The 22309-nt window shown below is 53.8% G+C and carries 23 protein-coding genes; 1 reads left to right on the top strand and 22 read right to left on the bottom strand.

From position 1 onward, the window contains the following. Positions 1-11: 11 nt before the first annotated feature. From EL216_RS01245 to EL216_RS01150, 20 genes are all read right to left on the bottom strand, one after another. The gene (locus tag EL216_RS01245; protein WP_085391240.1) at positions 12-1901 is read right to left on the bottom strand and encodes a hypothetical protein; all 1890 of its coding nucleotides are present in this window, start codon (positions 1899-1901) and stop codon (positions 12-14) included. Then, complete coding sequence (locus EL216_RS01240; protein ID WP_085391239.1) at positions 1885-2235, bottom strand: hypothetical protein; 351 nt, start codon at positions 2233-2235, stop codon at positions 1885-1887. The genes EL216_RS01245 and EL216_RS01240 overlap by 17 nt, the downstream gene beginning before the upstream one ends. Continuing rightward, positions 2235-6236, bottom strand: coding sequence for a phage tail protein (locus tag EL216_RS01235; RefSeq protein ID WP_085391238.1), 4002 nt, complete (start codon positions 6234-6236; stop codon positions 2235-2237). The genes EL216_RS01240 and EL216_RS01235 overlap by 1 nt, the downstream gene beginning before the upstream one ends. Positions 6237-6239: 3 nt before the next feature. After that, positions 6240-6980: a tail assembly protein gene (locus tag EL216_RS01230; RefSeq protein ID WP_085391237.1), complete on the bottom strand. Its 741-nt coding sequence runs from the start codon at positions 6978-6980 to the stop codon at positions 6240-6242. Beyond that, the gene (locus tag EL216_RS01225) at positions 6977-7723 is read right to left on the bottom strand and encodes a C40 family peptidase (protein WP_408633981.1); all 747 of its coding nucleotides are present in this window, start codon (positions 7721-7723) and stop codon (positions 6977-6979) included. The genes EL216_RS01230 and EL216_RS01225 overlap by 4 nt, the downstream gene beginning before the upstream one ends. Continuing rightward, the gene (locus EL216_RS01220) at positions 7723-8442 is read right to left on the bottom strand and encodes a phage minor tail protein L (protein WP_085391235.1); all 720 of its coding nucleotides are present in this window, start codon (positions 8440-8442) and stop codon (positions 7723-7725) included. The genes EL216_RS01225 and EL216_RS01220 overlap by 1 nt, the downstream gene beginning before the upstream one ends. Then, positions 8439-8777 carry a phage tail protein gene (locus tag EL216_RS01215; RefSeq protein ID WP_085391234.1) on the bottom strand — a complete coding sequence of 113 codons (339 nt, stop codon included), beginning with the start codon at positions 8775-8777 and terminating at the stop codon, positions 8439-8441. The genes EL216_RS01220 and EL216_RS01215 overlap by 4 nt, the downstream gene beginning before the upstream one ends. A gap of 46 nt (positions 8778-8823) precedes the next feature. Further along, on the bottom strand, positions 8824-12027 hold the full coding sequence (locus tag EL216_RS01210) for a phage tail length tape measure family protein (RefSeq protein WP_085391233.1): 3204 nt from the start codon (positions 12025-12027) through the stop codon (positions 8824-8826). Beyond that, positions 12020-12322: a DUF1799 domain-containing protein gene (locus tag EL216_RS01205; protein ID WP_232005253.1), complete on the bottom strand. Its 303-nt coding sequence runs from the start codon at positions 12320-12322 to the stop codon at positions 12020-12022. Before EL216_RS01205 ends, EL216_RS01210 begins: the two co-directional genes overlap by 8 nt. A gap of 17 nt (positions 12323-12339) precedes the next feature. Beyond that, complete coding sequence (locus EL216_RS01200; protein ID WP_085391232.1) at positions 12340-12654, bottom strand: phage tail assembly chaperone; 315 nt, start codon at positions 12652-12654, stop codon at positions 12340-12342. Between the two features lie 38 nt (positions 12655-12692). After that, positions 12693-13340 (bottom strand): phage tail protein, encoded by a 648-nt coding sequence (locus tag EL216_RS01195; RefSeq protein WP_085391231.1) that lies wholly within the window; start codon positions 13338-13340, stop codon positions 12693-12695. Positions 13341-13405: 65 nt separating this feature from the next. Beyond that, positions 13406-13831 carry a hypothetical protein gene (locus tag EL216_RS01190; RefSeq protein ID WP_085391230.1) on the bottom strand — a complete coding sequence of 142 codons (426 nt, stop codon included), beginning with the start codon at positions 13829-13831 and terminating at the stop codon, positions 13406-13408. Further along, a complete protein-coding gene (locus tag EL216_RS01185) occupies positions 13812-14117 on the bottom strand; it encodes a head-tail joining protein (protein WP_085391229.1) in 306 nt (101 codons plus the stop codon). Before EL216_RS01185 ends, EL216_RS01190 begins: the two co-directional genes overlap by 20 nt. After that, positions 14110-14619, bottom strand: a complete 510-nt coding sequence (locus tag EL216_RS01180) for a hypothetical protein (protein WP_126300822.1) — start codon at positions 14617-14619, stop codon at positions 14110-14112. The genes EL216_RS01185 and EL216_RS01180 overlap by 8 nt, the downstream gene beginning before the upstream one ends. Before the next feature lie 62 nt (positions 14620-14681). Next, a complete protein-coding gene (locus EL216_RS01175) occupies positions 14682-16571 on the bottom strand; it encodes a phage major capsid protein (protein WP_085391271.1) in 1890 nt (629 codons plus the stop codon). Further along, on the bottom strand, positions 16561-18102 hold the full coding sequence (locus EL216_RS01170; protein ID WP_085391270.1) for a phage portal protein: 1542 nt from the start codon (positions 18100-18102) through the stop codon (positions 16561-16563). Before EL216_RS01170 ends, EL216_RS01175 begins: the two co-directional genes overlap by 11 nt. A 9-nt stretch (positions 18103-18111) precedes the next feature. Then, a complete protein-coding gene (locus EL216_RS01165; protein ID WP_085391269.1) occupies positions 18112-18363 on the bottom strand; it encodes a hypothetical protein in 252 nt (83 codons plus the stop codon). A gap of 13 nt (positions 18364-18376) precedes the next feature. Continuing rightward, positions 18377-18904: a hypothetical protein gene (locus EL216_RS01160; protein WP_085391268.1), complete on the bottom strand. Its 528-nt coding sequence runs from the start codon at positions 18902-18904 to the stop codon at positions 18377-18379. Continuing rightward, positions 18901-19293, bottom strand: a complete 393-nt coding sequence (locus tag EL216_RS01155) for a DUF3310 domain-containing protein (RefSeq protein ID WP_085391267.1) — start codon at positions 19291-19293, stop codon at positions 18901-18903. The genes EL216_RS01160 and EL216_RS01155 overlap by 4 nt, the downstream gene beginning before the upstream one ends. Further along, positions 19290-19490 carry a hypothetical protein gene (locus EL216_RS01150; protein WP_085391266.1) on the bottom strand — a complete coding sequence of 67 codons (201 nt, stop codon included), beginning with the start codon at positions 19488-19490 and terminating at the stop codon, positions 19290-19292. The genes EL216_RS01155 and EL216_RS01150 overlap by 4 nt, the downstream gene beginning before the upstream one ends. Here EL216_RS01150 and EL216_RS11030 point away from each other — a divergent pair. Beyond that, complete coding sequence (locus EL216_RS11030; RefSeq protein ID WP_158087748.1) at positions 19489-19635, top strand: hypothetical protein; 147 nt, start codon at positions 19489-19491, stop codon at positions 19633-19635. The two genes, EL216_RS01150 and EL216_RS11030, sit on opposite strands and share 2 nt — an antisense overlap. A 124-nt stretch (positions 19636-19759) precedes the next feature. Here the strand turns inward: EL216_RS11030 and EL216_RS01145 are convergent, their stop codons facing one another. Next, positions 19760-21799: a phage terminase large subunit family protein gene (locus tag EL216_RS01145; protein WP_126300821.1), complete on the bottom strand. Its 2040-nt coding sequence runs from the start codon at positions 21797-21799 to the stop codon at positions 19760-19762. Next, positions 21756-22247, bottom strand: coding sequence for a terminase small subunit (locus EL216_RS01140; RefSeq protein WP_085391264.1), 492 nt, complete (start codon positions 22245-22247; stop codon positions 21756-21758). Before EL216_RS01140 ends, EL216_RS01145 begins: the two co-directional genes overlap by 44 nt. Positions 22248-22309 lie beyond the last annotated feature (62 nt).

The following is a 22309-nucleotide window of genomic DNA, read 5'->3' as shown; positions in this document are numbered from 1 at the left end:
AAAGACGGCGGTTAATCGGGGCTGCGACACATCAGCCAGTTTTCAGGCAAATATTCAGGGGTGCCGGTCGGCGCACCCAATTGCCGGTTAAAAAGTTCCAACTTGTCGTTACTGTGGCGGTGGCCCATACCGCCCCAAAACGGCAACAAATCGGCAATACGCCGCTCGGTATCATCCAGTACGTTGTCGATTAATTCCAACAACCCCAAACGCTGCGATAATTCGTTTTGGATACGTTTGTATTCCGCCTCCGCAGCCGTGCCGTTCAACTCGGCCAACGCCTCAGCCGTATCCAATTCCTGCCGGTATTCCTGCAATGCTTCCTGCCGCCGTTTGGCTTCTTCAGGAGAATAGTTCGCGTTGGGCAGCGTGCCAACCACATCGTCCATCTTAAAGATAATGCTAAACCAACGTTGGATTTTCCAAGTCTTGTTGTAAATAAACTTGTTGATTTCATCCAACAGCGTCGGATTCCCCAACGCCGCTTGCGGCGACTGCTTGAGTATCGGCGTGTAGTAATCCATACCGGGCAGATGATCCAATCCCGAACGACGCAGCGTGTAACCGGGATTCCACGGCGCGCCGTTGTAATCATCGGGGATACTCGGCGGGCGCACATTCCGCGGGCGATTGGCAAACGACCGCTCGAACGCACTATATGCACCGACATTGCCCAAAGCATTTAATACTCCGCCGCCGCTTAACCCCGCCGTCAAGCAGCCGTGTTGCAACATGCTGTGGACTTTGGCGTAATCATGCCCAGCGCGAATAGTGTAAACAATCCCGTTTGGAAACCCAGATGCACGGCTGGATACCTGCTGGCCTTTTTTGGTGGCATCCAAGTTAGTGATCAACCGGAGCCTCAAGCCGGCATTGCTGTATTTTTCGTATTTGAGTTCCGCCACCGCATCACCCTCTAAAAACAAAGCCAGTTTGCGGCGCGCCGAAGAATCCTGCGCATCCAATCCCGCCTGCAAACCAACCAGTGTGTTATTAAGATTAGGCGCGAAAAAATATTCACCGCGAACGATACTACCCATATTCAAACCGGTAAATTTTTGCGCTTTACCAAACAATTCTGCCGGATCGGTGGCAGGTTGGGCGTATTTCATCGTAGGCGGGTCAAACGTATAGCACGCAATACCGAAACGCGGGGCATGATTCAGAGTGGAACACTTTTCAAAGTATTCCCACGGAATACCCACCGTTTCGTAAAAGCAAATATCCATCTCGGTAAACGGTGTCATTTCGACATACAACAACCCTCCGACAACCGATACCCCGCCGAACCCGTGCCGGTCGCCCGCCGCGGTAGCGGTACTGCGAAACGTTACCGTTACCGGCAAACCTGTCTGCATATCCAAAGCGGCCGACATAGACAAGGCATCGCCCATACCGTTGTAACCGTTTTTCCGCCAATGTTCCTGCCCCGCTTTTAATGCCCGCGCCATCTGCAAGTCCACACCTGAAACTACGGATTTAACCAATAATTCGGCCATTTCAAGTTTTTTGCGGTCGAATCCGCCACCCCAACCGTGAATGACGGCAGGCAACAACGGCGCGCCAGATACGCTGCATCCGTACAACGAAAACTGATAACGGTGGGTAGCCTCCGTCCGCACTTCGGCAATTTCTTCGACATCTCTGGGTTTGGTACTTTGCCGGGTGTTGTAGGCATTTTCCATTCCCGCGCCGCGCAAATCATCAAGCGATAAATTGCGACTGCTATCATTAGACGGCAATTCTTTACCGTCGGCAGTCACCACAAACAATTGCCCCAACTGCTTTTGTCGTAATTTCAGACGGCCTACCAATTTAGGCGACAACAAATTTGCGCCCAGCACATTAAGGCCGGTTTCACCGTAAATCGCCAAGCCGTATTCGTCAGTTGAAATATCCATATAAAAACTGCCTGCCTGCAAACGCCCCACCCGCCCACGGTATATCAGACAACTGGCTGTTGCTCGTAATATCCCAACACAGCCGCCCTTTATCCCAATATACCGCCCCTACATACTCCCACGGTGCCGCGCCGCTGAAACTATGCACAATCGGCATCATAAACACGCCGCGAAACTGCGTGCGCAGCGGGAATAACTGATCCACCGGCACCCAACCCGCACGCTGGTTGCCAAGAGTAAACACACCCTCGACAACCAACACCGAGTGAAGATTAAAATCAGTAATATTGCCGTCGCTATCGAAACAAACAAGGCCATATTGTTGGTTATCCATTATGTACCTCTAACATCACCTAAAACCACTACCACACGGCCCTTGCTGTCTTTGAAAAAAATGTGTTTGTTAGTCATGGTCAAACCGGCATTGCCTTTGGGAGCCGAAGTAAACGACCCATCGGCAGCCATGTTAAACGTACCCATTTCCAACCGGCCGGCACGGATAATCGGTGATTGCAGGGTCAGACCCGCAGCAATATGCTTGCCCTGAATCATACCGGTGGCAATCATATCGCCGTCGAGCGCAACCTTGGCGCGCCCACCGTCGTTCACTACCACAAACGGCGTTTTCAACTGCTTGCTGCGCGGGTCAACCAAGCCGAATTTATCGGCATAAAACAACACTTGGCTGTCTGCCGTTTGGCCGTCCACACCGATTTGCAAACCCGCGGCAACTTTACGACCACCTGCAATGGTTTCGACCTTGAGCGCATAAGTCGCCCGCACTTTTCCGTCTAACGTGGCTACGGTTTCCCGCATTTGAGTTACCTCTGCTGCTGCCTTTCCGATCTGTGCTTTGGCCGTATTAATTTCCTGCGCCCACGCTATTTCTTTCTTAGCTTGGGCAGTTTTATAATTGCTTAATGCCGCATCAACAGCCAACACCGCCACATCCAAGTCATCAGGCGTGGCTGACCAGTCCGTAGCAACCGACCCGCGCTCCAACTTGACCGAATGAAATGCGAACCAGTCGTTGGCGGCAAACGTACCATAGGCTCCGATCAACAGGCGCACGGTGTTACTTGACCATGGTGCGGTAAAGGTTACTTTTACACGATTTGATAAAGATGCCGTTATAGGTATCGTTTCTAGCCGGTAGTTACCTCCTTCGCTTTTTTCTCGCATTAAGTACACATAGTTCAAGCCTGTACTAGAAAATCCTGCTGTACCTTGGACGTTAAAAGATAACGTGTACCGAACTCCAGCAACCAGCCTAGACAGACCTTTTTCAGCCAATTGCACAACACCAATCTGTGCTACTCCATCTGATTTAGGGGATAAACGGATAAGCCGTCGACCACGAAAGACCGACGAAGATAGCTGACTGGACGAGTTCCATGCACCCATCTTAGTGTACTCGCTATCTACCAACAGATTCACACCACCCAAATTATTCAGACTTGCCGTGATCGAGTTAAGCTGCGTGGCCGTACCACGGTCTTTCTCAGCAACCGTTTGTTGCAGGCGCGTGATACCACTTTCTGCATTCCCAACCCGAGCCGCAAGCGCATTCCGAGCAGCAGCTTCCGCCCTGTCTCCGTCGGCGCGCGCGCGTCTTTCCGCTTCAAGACCCGCCGCGGTTTGACCGTGCGCCGCAGTAACAGTGCTGATCTGCTGCGCTTGAGTAGAATTAACATTTTCCACTGCACCGATCCGCGTGCCGATTTCTGCGGCTTTTGCCGTCAACTGCTGCGCGGCCGCTTGAGAAGCTCTGCTGATTTCTCTTGACCGCTCCGCCGCTTCAGCAGCAACACGCCGCGCAGCATCCGCAACGGCGTTTGCTTCAGCCAACTTACGCGCCGCATCCGTTTTACCCTCCCACGAAGCAATCAAATCGCGGCTTAACGTGCTTTCGGTGATGCTGCCTGCAATTTGTTTCACAATCGGATCGGGGTTTGGGTCGCTGCGACCCAATACCGGCGCGGCAAACTCACCGCTCACACCCGCCTTATCCACAATCCGCGCCCAAAACCACAAGCGGTCGGATACGGCCACACCTTGTACGGTATAGCTGTTTTGCGGATACGGCAGCGATACCAGCTTTTTAGCCTGATTGCGGTTATTGCTGGTACCGTACCACAATTCGGTAACAACATCGTTTACCACCGTTTGCGGCAGCGTCCAGTCTATTTGCACCGCCATCATTTTCGGCGTGGTTTTCAGACCGGTAATGGCGTAATTCAGACTCCATGCTTTGGTCAACGGCTGCGATAACACGCCGCGGGCATTCCTGCCGCGGATTTCAGCGCGGTAATCGCCGTTGGGCAAGCCTTCCAGCTTGATTTCAGGCGTTGCCGCATCGGGAATATGACGGTAGATTTTACCGTCTTTGTACAGCTTGATATCGTAGGTTAATACCGTGCCGTCGGCAGTAAGGTTGTCCCAAGTAATCACCACCGCACCGTTTTCGGTTTGCAGGTTCGGGTTGATTAACTCGGGCTGCACATTGTGCAGGGTGTGGCGCTGCCGGTCGAAATTTGCCCAACCGTCCACCACACCGTATTTTTGCGGGTCGTGCAGCAATGCGGTAATGGTATAAGTGCCGTCGTCGGTGTTTTCTTTGATGCCGATAGCACGATAAAGCCGCGGCTTTACTTTGCCGGACAAAACCCATACCACACCCGCATCCGCCGCCAAAGGTTTATCCAGCCGAACTTGGTTTTTAGCAGGAGCCGCCGCCACTTTTGCCGATACCACACCGTTTTCAGACGCGATATACAACGTCATCCCTGCCGTTGCCTGCACTTCGCGATCGAGCGTTACCGTATTGCCCGCCACCGCCGACACGCGCCCGCTCAATTCCGCGCCCGCATAATCGTTATCCATCACTTGGATAATATCGTAGGGCAGATGGCGCAATCCCTCGCGGCCAACCGTAAAGCTGACCGTGTTTTGTTGGCGCAATTCGGTTTGCAGCGTCCACGCCCCGTAGCGCGCCGCCTGCCCGCGCGAATCGCAGCCGAACGCCGTTACCTGCTTGATATTGAGGCCGTAACGTTTGATGGCTTCGTCGTCGGCAATGTATTCTGTTTTGGCGCGGTAGCCGTCGTACTTATCGAGATACTGCACATGCACGGCGGTATGTACCGATTTCAGACCGGCCCCGCTATATGAAAACAGGCCGTCTACCACATTGCTATTGGAGTATTGCGCCACGGGGTCGCTGTTGCTGTCCAACACCACAGACACCTGATTGCCGTTCCAAACCGGCAATCCCATAAACACGCTGGCCAAGTCGGTTAACAACTCTCCGGCTTGGCGGGCATTGGTTACGTACGCATTGCACACAAAGCGCGGCTCTTGACCGCCAAAACCATCCGGCACCATCTGATCGCAATAGCGGGCAACCTGATACAGGCTCCATTTGTCGATATCGGATACTTTCAGACGGCGCGCCAGCGTGCTGTAACGCGGCTGCGTGAGCAAATCGTAAAAAACCCATGCAGGGTTGTTCGTCCACGCCGTTTTAAAACTGCCGTCCCACGTTTGACCGCTGTATTGTCGGGTTTCGGGGTTGTAGTTTGCCGGCACTTTGACCATTTTGCCTTTGAGCAGGTAATTGCGGCGCGGCACTTGGTTGCCGAATTGGTCGGAATCGATTTTCAGCGCGGCGACGGCGGTATGCGGGTAACACAGCTTGGCATCGACAATTTCCACATACGACGCAAAAAACGTTTTGTTGGCCAGTTTGTCGCTGTTGCTGTCAGGCGTAACGCGGCTGACGCGGATGTTAAACGGCACGGGCGGCAGGGTATCGAACACCACATCGTGATAATACGCGCCGCTGCTTTTTTCGGTAAACTCAATCGTGCGCTGTTCTTTTTTACCGCCGTTACCAACCAATTCCACAGTCAATCGGGTAGATGCGGGCAAGGTATCGCCGTTATCCTGCACGGATACGTTACGCTCCACGCCAACCGTTACACGGATGCGGGTTACAAGGCCGTCTGAAACGCCGCGCACAACCGGAGTATCTTTTTTAACAGGCGAAGATACCGCCACCGTACGTTCACTTCCGTCAAATCCCGGCACATACGCCTGATCCTGCTCGCCGCGCAGGAAATACGCCGTTACACCGTGGAAATTGTAGCTGCCGTCGGCATTCTGCACAGGCGTATCGTTGAAAAACACGCTTTTGAGCGGCGCATCATTGCCGTTGGCAAAACCGTATACGACACCCTCGCAGACTGCATCGATAATGCGCAGGGTTTGCGCTGAGCTTAGCGTATTCGGTGCTTCGTAAGGGGTGCGCGCGCCGCCGCCTGATTTACCGCCCATTTCCTAAACCTTTTTTAAAACAGATATATAGTTGCGAGAACGCACCGAATCATTCTCAAAATCAGTGTTGTAGCGCTGCCCGTTGGGCGCGGTGGCAGCCTTGCCGGTAACAAATTTCTTTTCAATATCCAGCGTTACATCTCTGGCCGTTGGGTCGGTCAACACCGCATCGCCCGACGTTTCCAAACGCCGCGATTCCACACCTTGCGAAACCACACGGCTACCCGCATAAATCAAACCGTAGGCCAACGGCACCGGCTGGCCTTGCGCCGCCGTATTATCCAAATTGGAAAACGACGTATTTCGGCTTTGCTGCACGCCGTGCCGCTCGGTATCTAATTTCGGCTGCTTGGTCAGCATCTGCGCCACGCCGCCTATCAACAACCCCACACCGGCATTAATCAAGTAACCACCAATGGGGCCGCCGATACCGGTATAAGTCAACACCGCACCCACCACCACCAACACTACGCCGCCTATCAACTGGCCGGCACGCCCAGCCCCAGCCACCCGCGGGACGATATGCAGGATACCACTGTCAGGCCGTCTGAAATTGCTTTCGATATTCTCTTCGGTTTGGTCTTGCCCTTTGAAGCGTACCTGAAACAAACCGTCGCGTACCGCCTGCCGCAAGCCCTGAATCTGCACAAACAGCGCGTGCAGGGCTTCGGCAGGCGTTTCCGCGTGCAAATCAAAACGGCGGCCGTATTTGCGTAGGCCGCCGTATAAACAAACTGTAATCATAATCCCGCCGAATACACCAAATCGTTTTCGATTGCCTGTATCATTTCAGGCTCCCATTGCGGATGCCGCCACACCGAATGCGTAAAATCGCGCCAAAAAGCATTATACGGTTCACGGCGGCTCAATTGGTTGTAGGCATGATGCAGCATTTCGCCGTTGCCCAAATACAGCGCGGCATGGTCGGGGCGGCCTCCCGTGCAGGTTAAAAACACATCGCCCGCCTGCAAACTGCCGTCTGAAACCCGCACAAACCCGCAAGCCTCAATGTGTTTAATCAGTTGCTGGTTTTCGGCATCGCCGTCCAAATCCGTGCGCACATGATCAGGCAAATCAATCCCCGCCAACATGTACGCATCACGTACCAACGCACCGCAATCATATTCCCCATACTCAAACACACGCCCGCGCAACGGCGGGCAGCAGCGGAATGTTTTCAGACGGCCTCCCGTGTACAGAATCCACGGCAAACCGGTATGCACTTGGCTGGAACGGTCGGCAGGCGATAAAAACGGCTCATTTTCAGGATGCGAATGCACCACCGCCGCAATATCGCCGTGGTTTTCAGCCCGCAGCCAATCATCTGCACTCACCGAAAAATACGCTTCAGGATCCGCCGCCGTGTTGGCACAAAGATAAAACCATTGCGCGCCACTGCTTTCCAACACAAACCCGCACACTTCCCGCCGCTCGTTGGCCCGCGCATACCGCTCAATCTGCCGTGCCACATCAAAACAAATATTCATCATGACACTACCTTGTCGGCACTGGGAAAGCCGCCAAACGGTAACACCGCACCATCACCAAAACGGGCACGGCAGCCCAGCAATCCGCGGCTGCATTCGTCTTTTTTGGGGTCGTCCGTCGGGATATCGAAACGGTCTGCAACCGCCCGCCCGGTATAGCCGCATCCCTCGCCGCGGTATTGCCAGCAACACACCCCCGCCAGCATCACGCGGGCAGGTATCAATGCCCCGTCTGATTCAGAAGGGGCCGCCAACTCAAACACCGCCGATTCCGCCGTCATCGAGACCAATCGCTCGACAAGGTATTTCGATACAATTTCCTGCACGGGGTCGGCCTGCGGGTTGCCCGCCGTAAAATTGACTGCATCCAAAAACTTGGCATACGTTTGGCGGCGCGTTACCGCCACGCCCGCAAAATGGTTGAACTGTTCCGCAGCACCGGTTACAAAGCCCATAATATTTGAAACCGTGAGGCGCGGACGGTTGCCCGCACCCTGCGCCGTCAACTCGAACCCGTCGGCCTGAATCGGGTAAGGCTCGTAAGCCTGCCCTTTCCATACAACGGCTTGCGATTTCTCGTTTACCTGATTGCAGAAATAGTGAACCTGCCCGCCCAAAGCGCGGAAATCCACATCCCACAAATCCACCAACACATCTTGTTCGGCAGCGGTTAATGCTTTCAGCATCACACCGGATAACTGATTGATACGCGCATTCATGCCAATACCTCTTCAAATTTCACGGCAAGCTGATAAACCTTACCGCCTTTGTGCGTTTCGCGGTATTCATCGGCGGTTTTGACTAACATCCTCGGTCTGCCGGGCGGCTGCCAGTAAAACGATTCCACACCGCGCCGCGCATCCAAAAACGCCTTGATTTCTTCAATCAATGGCTTTTTGCCGGACAACTGCACGTCCCACATCTGCATTTTCGGGCGCAGGCAGGTTGCCTGTCGCTGCTCGTATCCGTCGCCGAATTTAACCGTGCGCACCGCAAACTTGTGCGTTACCGACGCGGCGGAATCAACCCGCCAGCGGAATGTTTGTTTTGACATATTCACACCCAATCAAAAGGCCGTCTGAAATTTCAGACGGCCTGTTTCAGCCTTTATGATATGTACCACCGGGGCGGGCAACGTTTTTCACATACCAATTCTCCACCATCGCGGGCAAAGCCGCCGCCAAACGCCGCGCCATCTCGGTATCGCCTGCGGTATCTGCTTCCACTCCCCCGCCTTGGTTGATGGTGATATTAACCTGCATTCCACCCACTGCCGCAGCAACGGGCGGCCGGAACGCCGGAAAACCCACCGCCCCGCCTTCGGCATAACCTTTCAGCCGCAGACGCTCCACCGCCGACACGCCGCCGTGCCGCGCCACATCGCGCTGGCTGAATACCACTTCGCCTTTATGCACGATGCCCGCAGGCTCGTATTTACCGCCGTGTCCGGTATATCCGCCTTCGTAAAGCAAATTATTGGTTATATCGGCATTGGTTCCCCAGCCCGCAGGAACTTTCGTGGCCGTGGCAGACGACAACAACCCCGCCGCAAACTTGGCAATCTGAATGCGGACAATCATTTTCAGAATATCCACCATAAACCCGCGCCAGTCGGCACGGCCGGTAGTAAAAAATTCCGTCATTTTGTCCGTCATGCCGTCCAAGGCATCAACCCATACCCCGCGCATTTTTTCGCCGCTGTTTTGGGCATCGTTTACCCATTTTTGAAACGGCGTTTCCTCCGGCATTTTCATGATTTCAGGGTCGATAGATTTCTGCCCCTTAATACGCTCCAACCAGTGCGCGTATTGTTCCAAATCAATCAGCCCTTCAGACAAGGCACGGTTAGCCAACTCCAAATCCGCCGCAAAATCCACCACGCCCGAAGGCTTGGCAAACTGCGACACCAATTCAAGATACTTAGCCACCGACTTATTCAAATCGGTTTGCGCATCGGCCGCTTTGGCCGCTTCCAACGCTTCTTTCTGCCGCGCTTCATCCCATGTTTTAAATTCAGGCAAAGACAACAGATTTACTTGCTCGGTAATGGTTTTACCGAAGTTTTCCATCTGCAATTTTGCTTGGATTTTGGCTTTTTCGATTCGCTGGTTGAGATTTTCCGCCCATTTGTCAAATGCCGACGGCTCAAACGCACCGAAACCGCCCGCACTGGACGAATCCAAACTACCATGCCCTTTTTCGGCGAACCGCCGCTGCAAATCGTTGGCCTTTTTAATCCACAAATCGGCAAACTGCCGCGCCGTCATGTGGCGGTTGCCGCCGTTTTGCGATACTGCCGCCTGCGCCCTGCCGCGGCTCATGATGGTAGCCAGCGCATCAATCACGTTTTTATCCGGATTGGACAACAAAGCCGCCGCACCGCCCCAACCCTGTTGATGGCCTAAATAGTATTCGCCCGCCGTCAAATCGCGCCCGAGCCGACGGCGCAGCTTGGCACTCTGTGCCGCATGGTGCTTGCGTACCGCTAAAAACGATTTTTCCAAATCGTATGCACCGGCTTTAGTTAAGCCGTAATCGCGCAGATATTGGGGCATTACTTGAAAATGCCCCAACGCACCCGATTTCTCATTCAACAGGTCTTTACCGCTCGCACTCTCGATTTGATACAACGCCAGCCATTTTGCAGGGTCTTCGCCGTATTTTTTCGCAAGCGCGGCCAATTTCTGCTGGTTTTGGCTCAAGCTGCTGCCTTTGCCGCCGCCCCGCTTGGATTCGGCCAACCTTGCCGCATCATGGCGTTTTTCCAACAGCTTGATTTCTTTTTCAGCCGCCACCACTGATTCACGGCTAGCTCCGGAGTTGCGCAAATCATTGAGACGCTTCCGCGCTTCGGTCAACTCTTCAACACGTCGCTGTTCTTTGCTTAAATTCTGCGTGGCCAAGCGCGTAAAATAATCCTGCGCTTCTACACCCTTTCGTCCCGCGTCGGACAAATACTTTTCGCCCCACGCCGCCGCATCTTCAATTTCGATTTGACGCTTGATTCGTTCGCGTTCCGCCTCCAAGCGTTTTTTCTCGGCTGGCGAATAGGTTTGATACAGACCACCGTAAAGCCCGCTGCCGCCCAACGCGGCCCCACCCGCTGAAAGCCGTTTTTCCACATCGGCAAGCTGTTGTTGCAAGGTTTGTTTGCGGCCGATGCTTTTCATAGCCTCCCACGCACCTGCCGCCGCGTTTTTGACATTCAGCCAACCTTGCTCGACAAGACCGAGATTTTCCAACACCCGCCGCGACATTGCGGCCGATTCGTCGGCGTATTTTTTCTGCACCAACGCCACCGCCTCTTGTTCGCGGCCTTGTTCCTGCAAGGCTTTCACTTGGGCGTACACGTCCGCAGTCATGCTTTGGTAGGTACGCGACAAAGCAACCACGGCTTTCAGCGGGTCATTGGCGATTTCGGTGTATTTCTTAACCAAATCGTCTATGCTTTCGCCCGTAGCCTGCGATTGCAGCGTTACCGCTTCGGCAAACTGGCGGTAGTTTTCCGCGCCGACGGAACCGCTTTTCACAAATGCCAAAACCGCTTCGCGCGCTTCGGCGTAACTGCCGGTGCTTTTGCCAGCCGCTTCGGCAGCATCTTGCAGACGGCCTGCCGAAATACCCGCGCTCTCTCCGGCTAAAATCAAGGCTTTTTGGTAGGCGCGCGATTCTTCGCCGCCTTTGTACATGGCATACGCCAACGCCGAGACACTACCGGCCACCCCCGCGATGGCAAACCGCGCGGGCGTAATGAATGATGACAAACCCTTGAATAAACTACCGAAACCGCCGAAGGAATCGCGCAACTGCCCGCCTTGCTGCAAGGCAATCAGCAAGGGATTTTGACCGCCCGCAAGCTGCGTTACCACGTCTGTAAACTGCGCAGGAACCTGCCGCAAGGCATTGTTGTACTGGCCTTGAGAAATGGTGTTACGCTTGGTTTTGGCATTCAACGCATCAAGCTGTTTCAACAGCGGGTCAAGGCGGGATTTATCCACGCCGCGCTGGTTCGCCAACGCTTCGTAATACTCGCGGCTGGCTTTTCCTCCGGCAGTCAGCAGGGCAATATCGCGCTTGATGCTGTTTTCCAGCGCGCGGCTGCTGCGCTCTACGCGCTTGGCCGCCGATTCTGCCGCTTTCGCCGCGCCATCCGCACCCGCACCGACTTTGTCGATTCCTGCCGCCGCCTGCGCGCCAGCTTTCTGCCCCGCATCACCCAAGGCATGCAGTGATTTCTTCGCTTTATCTACACCGCGTTCCACACCGGAAACATCGGCGGATATAACAATTTTTGAATCAGCCATTTTCTTTTTCCCGCCACATCGCCAAAACTTCGGCTTCCATAATCTGAATATCATCAAACAATGCGGCACGGCGTTTGCGTTTTATGCCCCGCATATCCATCACCGCCGCCAACGCCTGATAATCCAAACCGTATGCACCGCCGAAACCGACACGCCATTGCGTCGATACCGCACCGAAAAGCTGCACCGCCTGCCAGTTGCACGGCCACACGCCTACTGCGTCTTCTTCTCCGTAGTCGTCTTCGCCGAAACCGAAAGCGTCCATTTCGGCTTTAGACGCGGTTTCCGAATACATGGCACGCGCGGCGGCGGTCAGTTTCCCACGCGGGCTTTAAAGATTTCGTCTTGATAGGCGGTAATCACTACGGCACCCGACATCGGATAGTTATCCAACATCATCGACACGTTTTCGCGGTTAAACGGCTCCTGCAAATCCCAGCCCGACGCAATATCCATCACCACGTCGATATTCTGCCTGTCGCCCAAACCTTCCCAAAAGGCTTTCATTTCTTGTGCGCCGCGGTGCTTAAAATCAAATTCCACTGCCGCACCTTCTTGCGAACCGGCAACGGGAATCATCACGGTATGCTTGAATGTGGCATCCGGTTTCAATTTCAATTTATTCATGTTTGTTTCCAACAAAAGGGCGGGAATCCGCCCTGTGTTTAAGAGGCCGCGTAACGGTTTAACTTGCCCGTCAGCGAATACGCCATATTGATTTTCATGCCTTCGTTACGGACCATCGTCGGCGTTTCGTTAACCGACAAATAACCGATATAGGCAAGCTGATCGCCTGTTTTCAGCCGCACCATCATCGGCGTTTCCGCGGCCGAATTGCTGGCCGCCACCGCCGCCTGATAACCGGGCAGCTTGGCATCATCACCCACCGCAATCTGGATCGACATCGGCGATTTCGTGGTAGGAATCTGACGGTCAAAATCCTCCTCAAGGAATCCGTGGTCGTAATGCTGTTGGTCGCCGCCGGAAGTGGTAAACTCCATCACTTGAGTAAGCTGCGTCCACTTCTTAACTTTACGAAACGAACCTAAACCGCCACCGGCAGGGAATTTGTTAACATCGGTCGTATTAATGCCGACGAGGTTAAAAGTGTTGGTAGTAATACTGCCCACTTTAAACACACGCCCGCTCAATTCGCCCCACCCGCTGGTCAACACCACAAAGTCGCCGTTCTGCAAACCGTGGGCATTAGCAGTGAGCACCGCTTCTGCCGCATTTGTGGCAACTGTTACCTTTTTCTCGGCATCCAGCTCGCCAATGTGAACGGTCGCGCCGTTCGGTAAGGTCAAAGCCATAGGTAAACTCCAATAAAAAAGCCCGCACAAAGGCGGGCGGAAAAAACAAAAGGCCGTCTGAAAATTCAGACGGCCTCAACCGATTCAAAACAAACCAAACGCCAACCTTGTTGATAATAGGCGGTTACTTTTTCGCCGCTATCATCATAGGCAATTTGCAGGTTTTCAGGCTCAAGGGCCTCTATTTCAAATTGCGGCAACTGCAAATCGGGATGCTTGAAAAACAATGTTTCCACATCTTTAAGCATCGATTCGGCCACCGTATCAGCACCTTCGTTTGCCTGCACGCACAACATCACCACCAATCGCACATCATGCCGGTAAATAGGGCTGATACCCAAACGCTCACTACGCCGACCGTCGATATAAACCACCGCGCACGGCAATTGCGACTGCGCAGGGGCTATGGCGCGGTTGTGATACACACGCTGAAACTTGGTTTTCAGCAAGGTCGCCGCCGCTTCCCGAATATCAGTAAGTTGGTGTTTCATGCTGCTTACTCCGCAACTGGATAACGCTCATACCCGTACCGTCGGGCGCGATTTCCGCCACAGTATATTCAACACCGCGCACGGTAATCACAGCCGACTTTGTGTTTTCAGGCAATGACGATTCAACAACGATAAGCTGAGGATCGGTATTGCCCACCGCAAAACCGTACGCGCTGTCGGGTGCGTATTCGCAATCGAACACCGCCGGCACTTCCACGCCGCCAATTTGCACGGTTTCGCCGAAATCCGCAGGATTGGTAAATACGCCCAAAGGCTCTTTAAACATTTTCGCCGCCTTCGGGCTGCTTGTCGCCTTCGGGCTGCTTGTCGCCTTCGGGCTGCTTGTCGCCTTCGGGCTGCTTGTCGCCTTCGGGCTGCTTGTCGCCTTCGGGCTGCTTGTCGCCTTCGGGCTGCTTGTCGCCTTCGGGCTGCTTGTCGCCTTCGGGCTGCTTGTCGCCTTCGGGCTGCTTGTCGCCTTCGGGCTGCTCGCCGCCTTCGGGCTGCTTGTCGCCTTCGGGCTGCTCGCCGCCTTCGGGCTGCTTGTCGCCTTCGGGCTGCTCGCCGCCTTCGGGCTGCTTGTCGCCTTCGGGATTGCCTTTAGGCTGCGGATTTTTACGGCGTTTTTTGGTTTCTTCGGTTTCAGACGGTTCAGCCACTTCAAACGCCAACATCTGCCCGATCAACCGCTCCGCTACCTTATCAGGCACTTGGGCAGGCACTCCGGCTTTAACTATTTCTCCGCCTGCAAAAATATCGCGATGCGTGATAATCCAACGTGTATTCATCATTTAATGCTCCCATAACGCAACAGGCCGTCTGAATTTCAGACGGCCTGTTGACGGTTAGAAAATCAGCCGGTAACGATATCTTTAATCGCGGCAAACGATTCGGCGTGGCGCACGGCAATATCCACGTCTTGCAACGTAGTAATCACCACCGCGCCTTGTTTGCTCTTGGTATACGGGTCGACAATCACATCCAACACACCCCAATGCGCGATAATCAAATCCGCCCAGTTACCGAAAATCAGCGGGCTGCACTTACCGTTGGTACTGCCTTTAGTCAGGTTGGACGGCACTTGGTTGGATACCGCGCAACGGTAGCCGTTCAAGGGGGTTTCTCCATCCTGCCAAATATAGCCGCTCACACCGTCGGCTTTAAGTTTGGTTTTCAACTGTCCGCGCACTTTGGTGTTGGTCAGGTAAGCCAAATCGCCCAAATCGGCATTAGCCGCCGCGATCTGGGTTTCCAAAGCCACAATATGTTTCCATTCCAACGGCCCGCCGTTGGTATCAATCGCGACCGCACCGATACCGTCGGTATTGAGAATGCCTGTCGGTTGGTTGCTGCTACCGCTGCCGGCAACCGCCGCCAAGTCGATACCCAGCATCATCGACTTAAGCAATTCGGCACGGGCAAACTGTTCGGCGGAAAGCGAACTTTGCAGCATAAATTTACGGCTCAATTCCGTGTTTGCAGTAACGGTTTTCGGTTTCAGGCTAACTTGGCCGAAAGTAGCGTTGCTGTCGCTACCTGCGCCGTTTTCATCGACCCACGTTACAGAGGAGCCGCTAAGCTGCTTCGGAATGGTAATATCGCCCACCAATCCGTCCAGCACGGTCGCACCCAACTGTGCCACAGCCAAGCGGTTGCGCAACATTTCGATAAACATATCCGGTCGCAGTTCGTTTGCCACGGTATAGCCGCCGTTTGCCGCGGTACCCTTACTGTAAGCACGGGTCGACAATAAATCCGTAGGGACAAAAAAACCTGTTGCACTACGACCGAAACGCTTACCCAACTCTTCCGATACTTCACGTTCCAAGCCGGCTTTCGACCAATTGTTAGTTGCCGCCGCATCCATTGCGCGGAGCAAACTAAACTCGCGTTTTTCGTTTTCGCTCATGCCGATTTCGTCGGAAGTTACCGTCGGCGTGGTTTTCATGTTTTCCATGATGGCCGCGCGTAATTGCGCTTCGTTACCGCCTGCGGCAATGATTTTTTCTGCCGCTTCAACGCCGCCGTGGGCTTCGTAGGCACGGCCGATGGCCAGCAGGCCGGATACGCGCGCGCGTTCGTCTTGCATACCGCGTTCGGCGGTGTTGTTCGGATCGGCTGCCACAACAGCCGCTGAGATGTTTTGATCTTTGTTCATACTTCTGTTTCCTTTATCGGATTCGGGGTTATCAACAGGGTTTTCAGGGGTTGCCGCAGGTTCAGACGGCACAGGGTCAACACTACGCCCTACGCCGACGGTAGTATCGGCAGGCACGGTTACAAAGCTGATTTCATACGGCTGCCAGCGCATCGCGGTAAACGTCAGCTTTTCAGATTCCACATTCTGCTTAAGATCGGAAATGCTGTACCCCACGCTGATATGCCGCAGCAGCCCGTCTTGCACGTCTTGCCATTTTTCGTCGGCACGCGGGCTGTTGCCGAAACGGATAAGCGCACGGCCTTTTTTATCGGCATCAATCCAAGCACGCTCGATTACGCCGATGTGCTTATCCCAATCATGGTTAAACAGCACCGCACCGCCATCATTCAGACGGCTTAAATCTACCGCGCCCGCGTCATGGCTCAACACTTCGTCGCCATACCATCGTGCTACCGGCTCTTCACTGGAAAATGCTACTTCCACGGTTCGCTTTTCGGTATCCACACTTTCGCGCTGAAACACGGCAAATCGGCTCTGATTCTGCAATTTGGATTTATCCGGTTTTTCGGTTTTATTCGTCATCTTGGTTTTCCTGTATTAGGGTTTCAGACGGCCTTTGCACCGAAATGCCTTTCTCGGCCAAAAGCTGGTTTTCCTGTTCGATTTGCGCCACTACGTCGTCAAAATCCACTCCCAATTCATCGGCAATCGCGCGGCGGGATTTCACGCTCAAAGCAACTGCTTCTTTATGGGCGTTGATATCTTTCAACGGGTCAACCCATGCCCAACGGCGGCCTTGCCATTGATGGTTTCGGAATTTATCCAACTTAGCGGCAGGCAGCGCATTGCCCGCGGCGGTTTTAATAGCGCCTTTCAACAGGGCGGCAGCTATCCAACGGTCGAACACATCGTACAAAAACGCTTCGGTAAACCAGTTTTGCAAAGCCATCCATGCGTCGCGCTCTTCCAGTGTGCCGCTGCGGATGCTGGAAAAATTAACGCCTTCGAGGTCGTTGGCAAGGGAGTGGTAGGCTACACCCATACCGCTGGCAATCCCGCGCAAACTGGCTTTAACAAAAGCGTCGTAGTTTGCATGAGGATAGTCGGGATTAAACGGCGTAAAGTCGTAACCCTGCGGCAATTCGTGGAATGTGCCGGGTTCCACGGAATCGATTAAATCCACCCCGCCGCGGCCGTTATCCTGCTCTTGCCCGTCAATCGGCGGTAAAAAGTTGTCTGCTTCTTCGGTTTGTTTAAAGAAGCCCATCTTCGACGCACCGATACGTGCCGCGATAATCGCGGCCTCCTGATAACCGCCCAAGTTTTGCAGGCCGATAATCGCCGATGCCACCCACGGGAAACCGCGCCGCTGTTCGGGGCGGTCGTGCAGGTAGATATGACTGATTTCACTGGCCGGCACCCGGTCCCGCAACTGCTCTACCTGCGGCGTCAAATGGCTTTCGCCGGGATGGGAGGTGCGCAGCCAGTAAGCTACGGGGCGGCTGTATTCGTTTAACTCCACCCCCATACGCACGGCGTTTTGTCCGTATTGCGCAGGCCGGTTGTAATCGGTATCCAGCCGATCGATATCCAACACCTGCACCGCATAGCCGTAGCCGTTCTCAAAACCGCCGATATGCCGCACCAACGCTTCGCCGTCGCGGGCAACCGAACGAACCAACAGCCGCTGCACATCGGCAAAAGACAATGTGCCGGTAACATCACACACCCCGCACCGCGCCCACCGGTAAAAAGCCGTTTCGATTGCACGGTTGGCCAACGTGTCGGGTTTGTCGCCGTTATCCATCGGCACGCGCATCTGCAACGAAAATCCTTCACGGCCGACAATGTTGTTTTCGACCATCTGCAAAAACTTGCGCATATAGTCGTTATCACGGGCAAGGCTGCGGGCACGTGCTCGCAATCTGTCCAAATCGGTACGCGCCAGCGCATCGGCCGACCAGTTTTGCGGCTGCCAAGATTGCAGCGACCCCAACGGCCTTGCACCGGCAAAGCTGCGACGGTTGCCTGATTTCGGCGGCTCCGTCGGCTTTTTACCGAACATACGCGCAAAAAAACCGCGCTTTTGCGCGGTTGGTTGATTGGTTGGCATAATCTTTCCCTAAAAACGCGAAATGATGCGCCGCGGCCGGCTGGGTCGCTCACCCGCCGCCGTTTCCAGCCTTTGCACTTCGTTTTGCCAAAAGCGCAACTGCTTCAGCACATCGGCTGCATCGGCAAATTCCATTTCGCGGTCTTTGATTTTGTAACGCTTGGTCAGGCCGCGGCTGCCGATATGATCTTTGTAAGCCTGTTTCAGCGTTTTCACGATTTCGCGGGCTTCTTCAAGCTCGACGGTATATTGCTGATTCATTTCAGACGGCCTCTCATTTCACATAAGCGCGATACCAAACGCCCTTCAGGTCGCCGCCATAGCTAACCGCCAAATCGAATCCGGTTTCGGTTATATTCTGGATATATAACTGCCGCACCGAATTAGAGGCTATATCGGCAGTAATTTGCGCAAACGGCCGCGTTTTAAACGCCGACGGCCATGACACGGTAACGAATTGGCTGTTACCTAACGGGCGGTTGCCGTTAAACCGTTCCAAGTCTTCGCGACTGTAATAGCCTTCTTGAACATGGCCGGATTCTTGTCCGCCGCCCCCCAAACCTTCCATGGCTTGGGAAAATTCTTCAAAACTGCCGGCAAACCCCGACAACCGAGTGATGTCATACAGCGCTTTCATAGCCCTTGTGCTGATGGTTCCGCCTTGTAAGTCGTCATACACGGCAAAACCCTTATCAACCAGATAGGCCGCCTGCGCTTCTTCCACCTGCACTTTGGTAAAGGCGCGGATAATATCTCCGCCGACAAAAATATCGCGGGCGGTTACAATCCAACGTTTGCTCATTTTTCATTTCCTCCGGCATCATCGGGATACCCGTGTATCAATTCGCGGACACAGCGCAGAGCCGCGGGCAATTCTCTGCCTGTATCATTAAAAGCACACGCCCAAATATTCAACAGGGCAGATGCCTGATGTGCGTTGAAATCACATTCGTGCAACTGCTCCGCACCTTTAACCCACAAATCGTCGTCCAATTCTGAATAAATCGGCTCTTCGCTGATTTGCCGCTGCAAATACCATTCGGCCTTTTTCAAATCCTCAAGGCCGTTTTTTTGGTTGTATCGCCAAATGTATTTAAACGCATTGCCGAGGCAGAAATTAAGCCATTGGGTAAACTCGATACACTCGACCGGCTGCGCGCGGTAATGATTGGGATTGATGTTGTCTTTCATGGCGTATCTTTCGGATAAAATATTTTGATGCCGCGGTATTCCCGCTCTTCCACCAAGCCGTCTGAAACCAGCGCGGCAATTTCTTGGCGGGTGTATATCCAGTCGCAAAAACTCTTGTCATCACGCACCGCGCCGTTGACACCGCTTACCGTGCAACCGGGGTCGGCGCGGATGTAATCTAAAATCTGTTGTTTCATGGCATGGTTAAATGCAACAGGCCGTCTGAAATCTGCTGTTCAGACGGCCTGTTTGGTTGTACCGATTTATCAAGGCGGCAGGGTCGGTATATCCCTGCGCTACATTAACGGGCGGGGCAACGCCGTAACGCCCCTAATCAGATAAAAAATAAAAAGCAGAAAAGCGTTTTTCAGGCGGTGTACGGTTAACGCTTAACCTCTATAAAGTGAGGCCGTCTGAAACAGCAATCGGGGAACCCCCCAGTCCAAAGTTTCAGACCGCCTGTTGTTTAAAAATTGGTGGCAAAATTTCCACCCTTGCGCCGCCTGCCCACTGCCCCATAACCGTTTCCGGTTTGTGGTGCAGCCGTTTCAGACGGCCTGTCGCCTTCGGCGGCTTTCGGCTCGGCAAATAGTTCCGATTGCAGCAAGGCGTTTTCATACAATGCCCACCTTGCGGCAGACATGGTATGCGTGCCCAACGAACGCGCGGCATGAAGTGCATACACTTCGCAATCCAACGCTTCATTGCGCACGCCCACTTTCTTTTGCCACACCTTTTTATGCTTGTTCATGCGGCTCGGCACTTTGATTTCGCTTAAAAGCTGGCCGCAATAGTCGGGGCGCACCTCTTTATAAAAATGCATCCGACCCGCGCCGCTGCCCTCAAGGTTGATGCGGGCGTATTCGTCGATTAACAGGTCTTTTGCTCGCGAAACACCGACGCTGTACACCTGCACGCCGAATTTGTCGGCTTTGGTGTTTTTATGCTTAAGGTCAATCGCGCGCGCCTTGCTGAAAACCTCCTTATCAGGGTTAACGCTACCCTTAACCGCCATCACGTTAACGTGTTTGTAACCACGGCAGGCACGAACGAATCCGTAAACCGCGTCGGAAGTGTTACCGTCCGAACTGTCTATCGACACGGCGGCGATTTTCATACCGGCTCCGCTTTCATGGCGGTAGGCCGTCTGAAAAATCATCTCGGCCAGTTTGCGCCACACGTCGGATTTCGGGTCAACCGTGTTGCCGTGTACTTCACCCCACCAAACCAACCAGCTTTCTTCGCCTCGGCCCCATGCTCGGATAATGATTGCCAAGCGGTCATGCTGCACGTCCACACCCATCGTCAACAACAGGCCGCCGCGTGGCACGGTGTTCTCTTCGTAGTCTTCGCCGCGCTCCGCCAATTCGTCTTCTTTTATACCCTCGTTGGTCATTTCAAACGGAATGCCGATAGAGGAATTGACAAAGGCAATCATAGGGGCGATATCGCCGTTATCCATTTCATGCTGGGCGGTCAGCCATTTTTTCATTAACTCCGAAAACACACTGCCGGGAAACGGGCTGTAAAGCTCGTTCAGGTAAAAACCCGCCGTACCGTGAAACGGGGCGGTGGCTTGCCACCAACCGCGCTTCACATTGCGGTTTTTCTGCATATCGTTCCACACCGCGCCGCAATGCGGGCAGGTGTAATGCGCCGTTTCTGGCAATTTTTTGCCGAATACGGGATGGTTGCCGTTCGGGTCTTCGTCGCAGCTCAAATAATCAAAGCTCAAGGCGTGCGCTTCGCCGCATTCATGGCACGGAACCATGCCGACCCGCTTGTCTGAAAGCTCCATTTCGGCGGCAATGGTGGAAACACCCGCAATAGTCGGCGTGCCGCCCAATACGATTTTGGGGCGGCGGTAGGTTTTGGTGCGCTCTTTCGCCAGCTTGATACTGTCGCCCTGCCCGCGCAGGTTTAAGTTACAGTCGTCCGGCTCTTCCACGCACACAATCGGGACGGGCGATGATTTCACGCTGGTAGGACTGTTACTACCCACCACCTTCAAAAAACCCCCGCCGAATTGTTTAAACAACTGCCGCTGGCCTTGCACACGGGAGCGGGTGTCAATTTTTTCACGCAATACCGGTGTAGCCTCAACCATAGGGGTGAATTTTTCATCCATGTATTCTTTGGCCGCACCCTCTTTCGGAAATAGAACCAATATCGGGCTGGGGTCGGTAGCGATGGTTTTACCTAAAAAATTACCCAACACCCCGGAAGTCCACGCCACCTGAGCCGATTTCTGGCAACACACCACTTGCACATTAGGGTCGTCCAGCGCATCAAGCGGGCTGTTTTCCCATTCAAGATACGGCGTTACGCCCAAAACGTATTTACCCGGCCTCGCCGATTCGATACTCGACAAATAACGGTATCGAGTCGCCCAATCCCGCGTTTTCACTTTGCGTGGTGGCCGCCATTTTTGGCACGCTTGCCGCATCACGCGGGCAACGGTTTCAGCCATCCTCTCCTGCATCGTCGCTTGCGCTGTCGTCGTCATCTTCGGCTCCGTAATTGGATAGTTTTTCCAGTGCGCGGTTGATATGCAAAGAAATGGCATCGGGATCGATTTCAATTCCTGAAATCGCACTTAATTCCGTCGCCAGCGTATCGGGCATGGTTAAAAATTCAGTACGGGCGGCCAGTATGTGATCACTCCAAACCCGTTCAAACAATGCAGCGGGGGCCAATTCCCCCGTGCGCTCTTTAATATCAAGCTCGATAGCGTCTGCTTTGAGCCTGTCGAGCCGATCGCGCGGCTTTTCTTTGTTCAGGCGCTCCAATTCGCGCTGAATCATCCAGCGGATAACGTCGCCGCTGTCATATTCGTTTGCCTGCCCGCGATTGTCGGCGTAACTGGCAACGGGCAAGCCCTCTTTCTGCCACTCCGTCAACGATCTTTCGGAAACGCCTAAAATCTCGGACAACTGTCTTTTATTTACCAGCATATCCAAGTCCTAAAATGCACTTCAGACAGGCATCCGCTTCTTTAGGCGACGCAACAACGATA

Source organism: Neisseria animaloris (assembly GCF_900637855.1).
Taxonomy (GTDB): Bacteria; Pseudomonadota; Gammaproteobacteria; order Burkholderiales; family Neisseriaceae; genus Neisseria; species Neisseria animaloris.
The sequence above is the reverse complement of the archived record's forward strand: the minus strand, read 5'-3'. Positions and strand labels throughout refer to the sequence as shown.

What these genes read in the sequence shown, in the direction of transcription:
- EL216_RS01245 (WP_085391240.1), bottom strand. Translation starts at nt 1,901, where the DNA reads ATGGATATTTCAACTGACGAATACGGCTTGGCGATTTACGGTGAAACC.
- EL216_RS01240 (WP_085391239.1), bottom strand. Translation starts at nt 2,235, where the DNA reads ATGGATAACCAACAATATGGCCTTGTTTGTTTCGATAGCGACGGCAAT.
- EL216_RS01235 (WP_085391238.1), bottom strand. Translation starts at nt 6,236, where the DNA reads ATGGGCGGTAAATCAGGCGGCGGCGCGCGCACCCCTTACGAAGCACCG.
- EL216_RS01230 (WP_085391237.1), bottom strand. Translation starts at nt 6,980, where the DNA reads ATGATTACAGTTTGTTTATACGGCGGCCTACGCAAATACGGCCGCCGT.
- EL216_RS01225 (WP_408633981.1), bottom strand. Translation starts at nt 7,723, where the DNA reads ATGAATATTTGTTTTGATGTGGCACGGCAGATTGAGCGGTATGCGCGG.
- EL216_RS01220 (WP_085391235.1), bottom strand. Translation starts at nt 8,442, where the DNA reads ATGAATGCGCGTATCAATCAGTTATCCGGTGTGATGCTGAAAGCATTA.
- EL216_RS01215 (WP_085391234.1), bottom strand. Translation starts at nt 8,777, where the DNA reads ATGTCAAAACAAACATTCCGCTGGCGGGTTGATTCCGCCGCGTCGGTA.
- EL216_RS01210 (WP_085391233.1), bottom strand. Translation starts at nt 12,027, where the DNA reads ATGGCTGATTCAAAAATTGTTATATCCGCCGATGTTTCCGGTGTGGAA.
- EL216_RS01205 (WP_232005253.1), bottom strand. Translation starts at nt 12,322, where the DNA reads ATGTATTCGGAAACCGCGTCTAAAGCCGAAATGGACGCTTTCGGTTTC.
- EL216_RS01200 (WP_085391232.1), bottom strand. Translation starts at nt 12,654, where the DNA reads ATGAATAAATTGAAATTGAAACCGGATGCCACATTCAAGCATACCGTG.
- EL216_RS01195 (WP_085391231.1), bottom strand. Translation starts at nt 13,340, where the DNA reads ATGGCTTTGACCTTACCGAACGGCGCGACCGTTCACATTGGCGAGCTG.
- EL216_RS01190 (WP_085391230.1), bottom strand. Translation starts at nt 13,831, where the DNA reads ATGAAACACCAACTTACTGATATTCGGGAAGCGGCGGCGACCTTGCTG.
- EL216_RS01185 (WP_085391229.1), bottom strand. Translation starts at nt 14,117, where the DNA reads ATGTTTAAAGAGCCTTTGGGCGTATTTACCAATCCTGCGGATTTCGGC.
- EL216_RS01180 (WP_126300822.1), bottom strand. Translation starts at nt 14,619, where the DNA reads ATGATGAATACACGTTGGATTATCACGCATCGCGATATTTTTGCAGGC.
- EL216_RS01175 (WP_085391271.1), bottom strand. Translation starts at nt 16,571, where the DNA reads ATGACGAATAAAACCGAAAAACCGGATAAATCCAAATTGCAGAATCAG.
- EL216_RS01170 (WP_085391270.1), bottom strand. Translation starts at nt 18,102, where the DNA reads ATGCCAACCAATCAACCAACCGCGCAAAAGCGCGGTTTTTTTGCGCGT.
- EL216_RS01165 (WP_085391269.1), bottom strand. Translation starts at nt 18,363, where the DNA reads ATGAATCAGCAATATACCGTCGAGCTTGAAGAAGCCCGCGAAATCGTG.
- EL216_RS01160 (WP_085391268.1), bottom strand. Translation starts at nt 18,904, where the DNA reads ATGAGCAAACGTTGGATTGTAACCGCCCGCGATATTTTTGTCGGCGGA.
- EL216_RS01155 (WP_085391267.1), bottom strand. Translation starts at nt 19,293, where the DNA reads ATGAAAGACAACATCAATCCCAATCATTACCGCGCGCAGCCGGTCGAG.
- EL216_RS11030 (WP_158087748.1), top strand. Translation starts at nt 19,489, where the DNA reads ATGGCATGGTTAAATGCAACAGGCCGTCTGAAATCTGCTGTTCAGACG.
- EL216_RS01150 (WP_085391266.1), bottom strand. Translation starts at nt 19,490, where the DNA reads ATGAAACAACAGATTTTAGATTACATCCGCGCCGACCCCGGTTGCACG.
- EL216_RS01145 (WP_126300821.1), bottom strand. Translation starts at nt 21,799, where the DNA reads ATGACGACGACAGCGCAAGCGACGATGCAGGAGAGGATGGCTGAAACC.
- EL216_RS01140 (WP_085391264.1), bottom strand. Translation starts at nt 22,247, where the DNA reads ATGCTGGTAAATAAAAGACAGTTGTCCGAGATTTTAGGCGTTTCCGAA.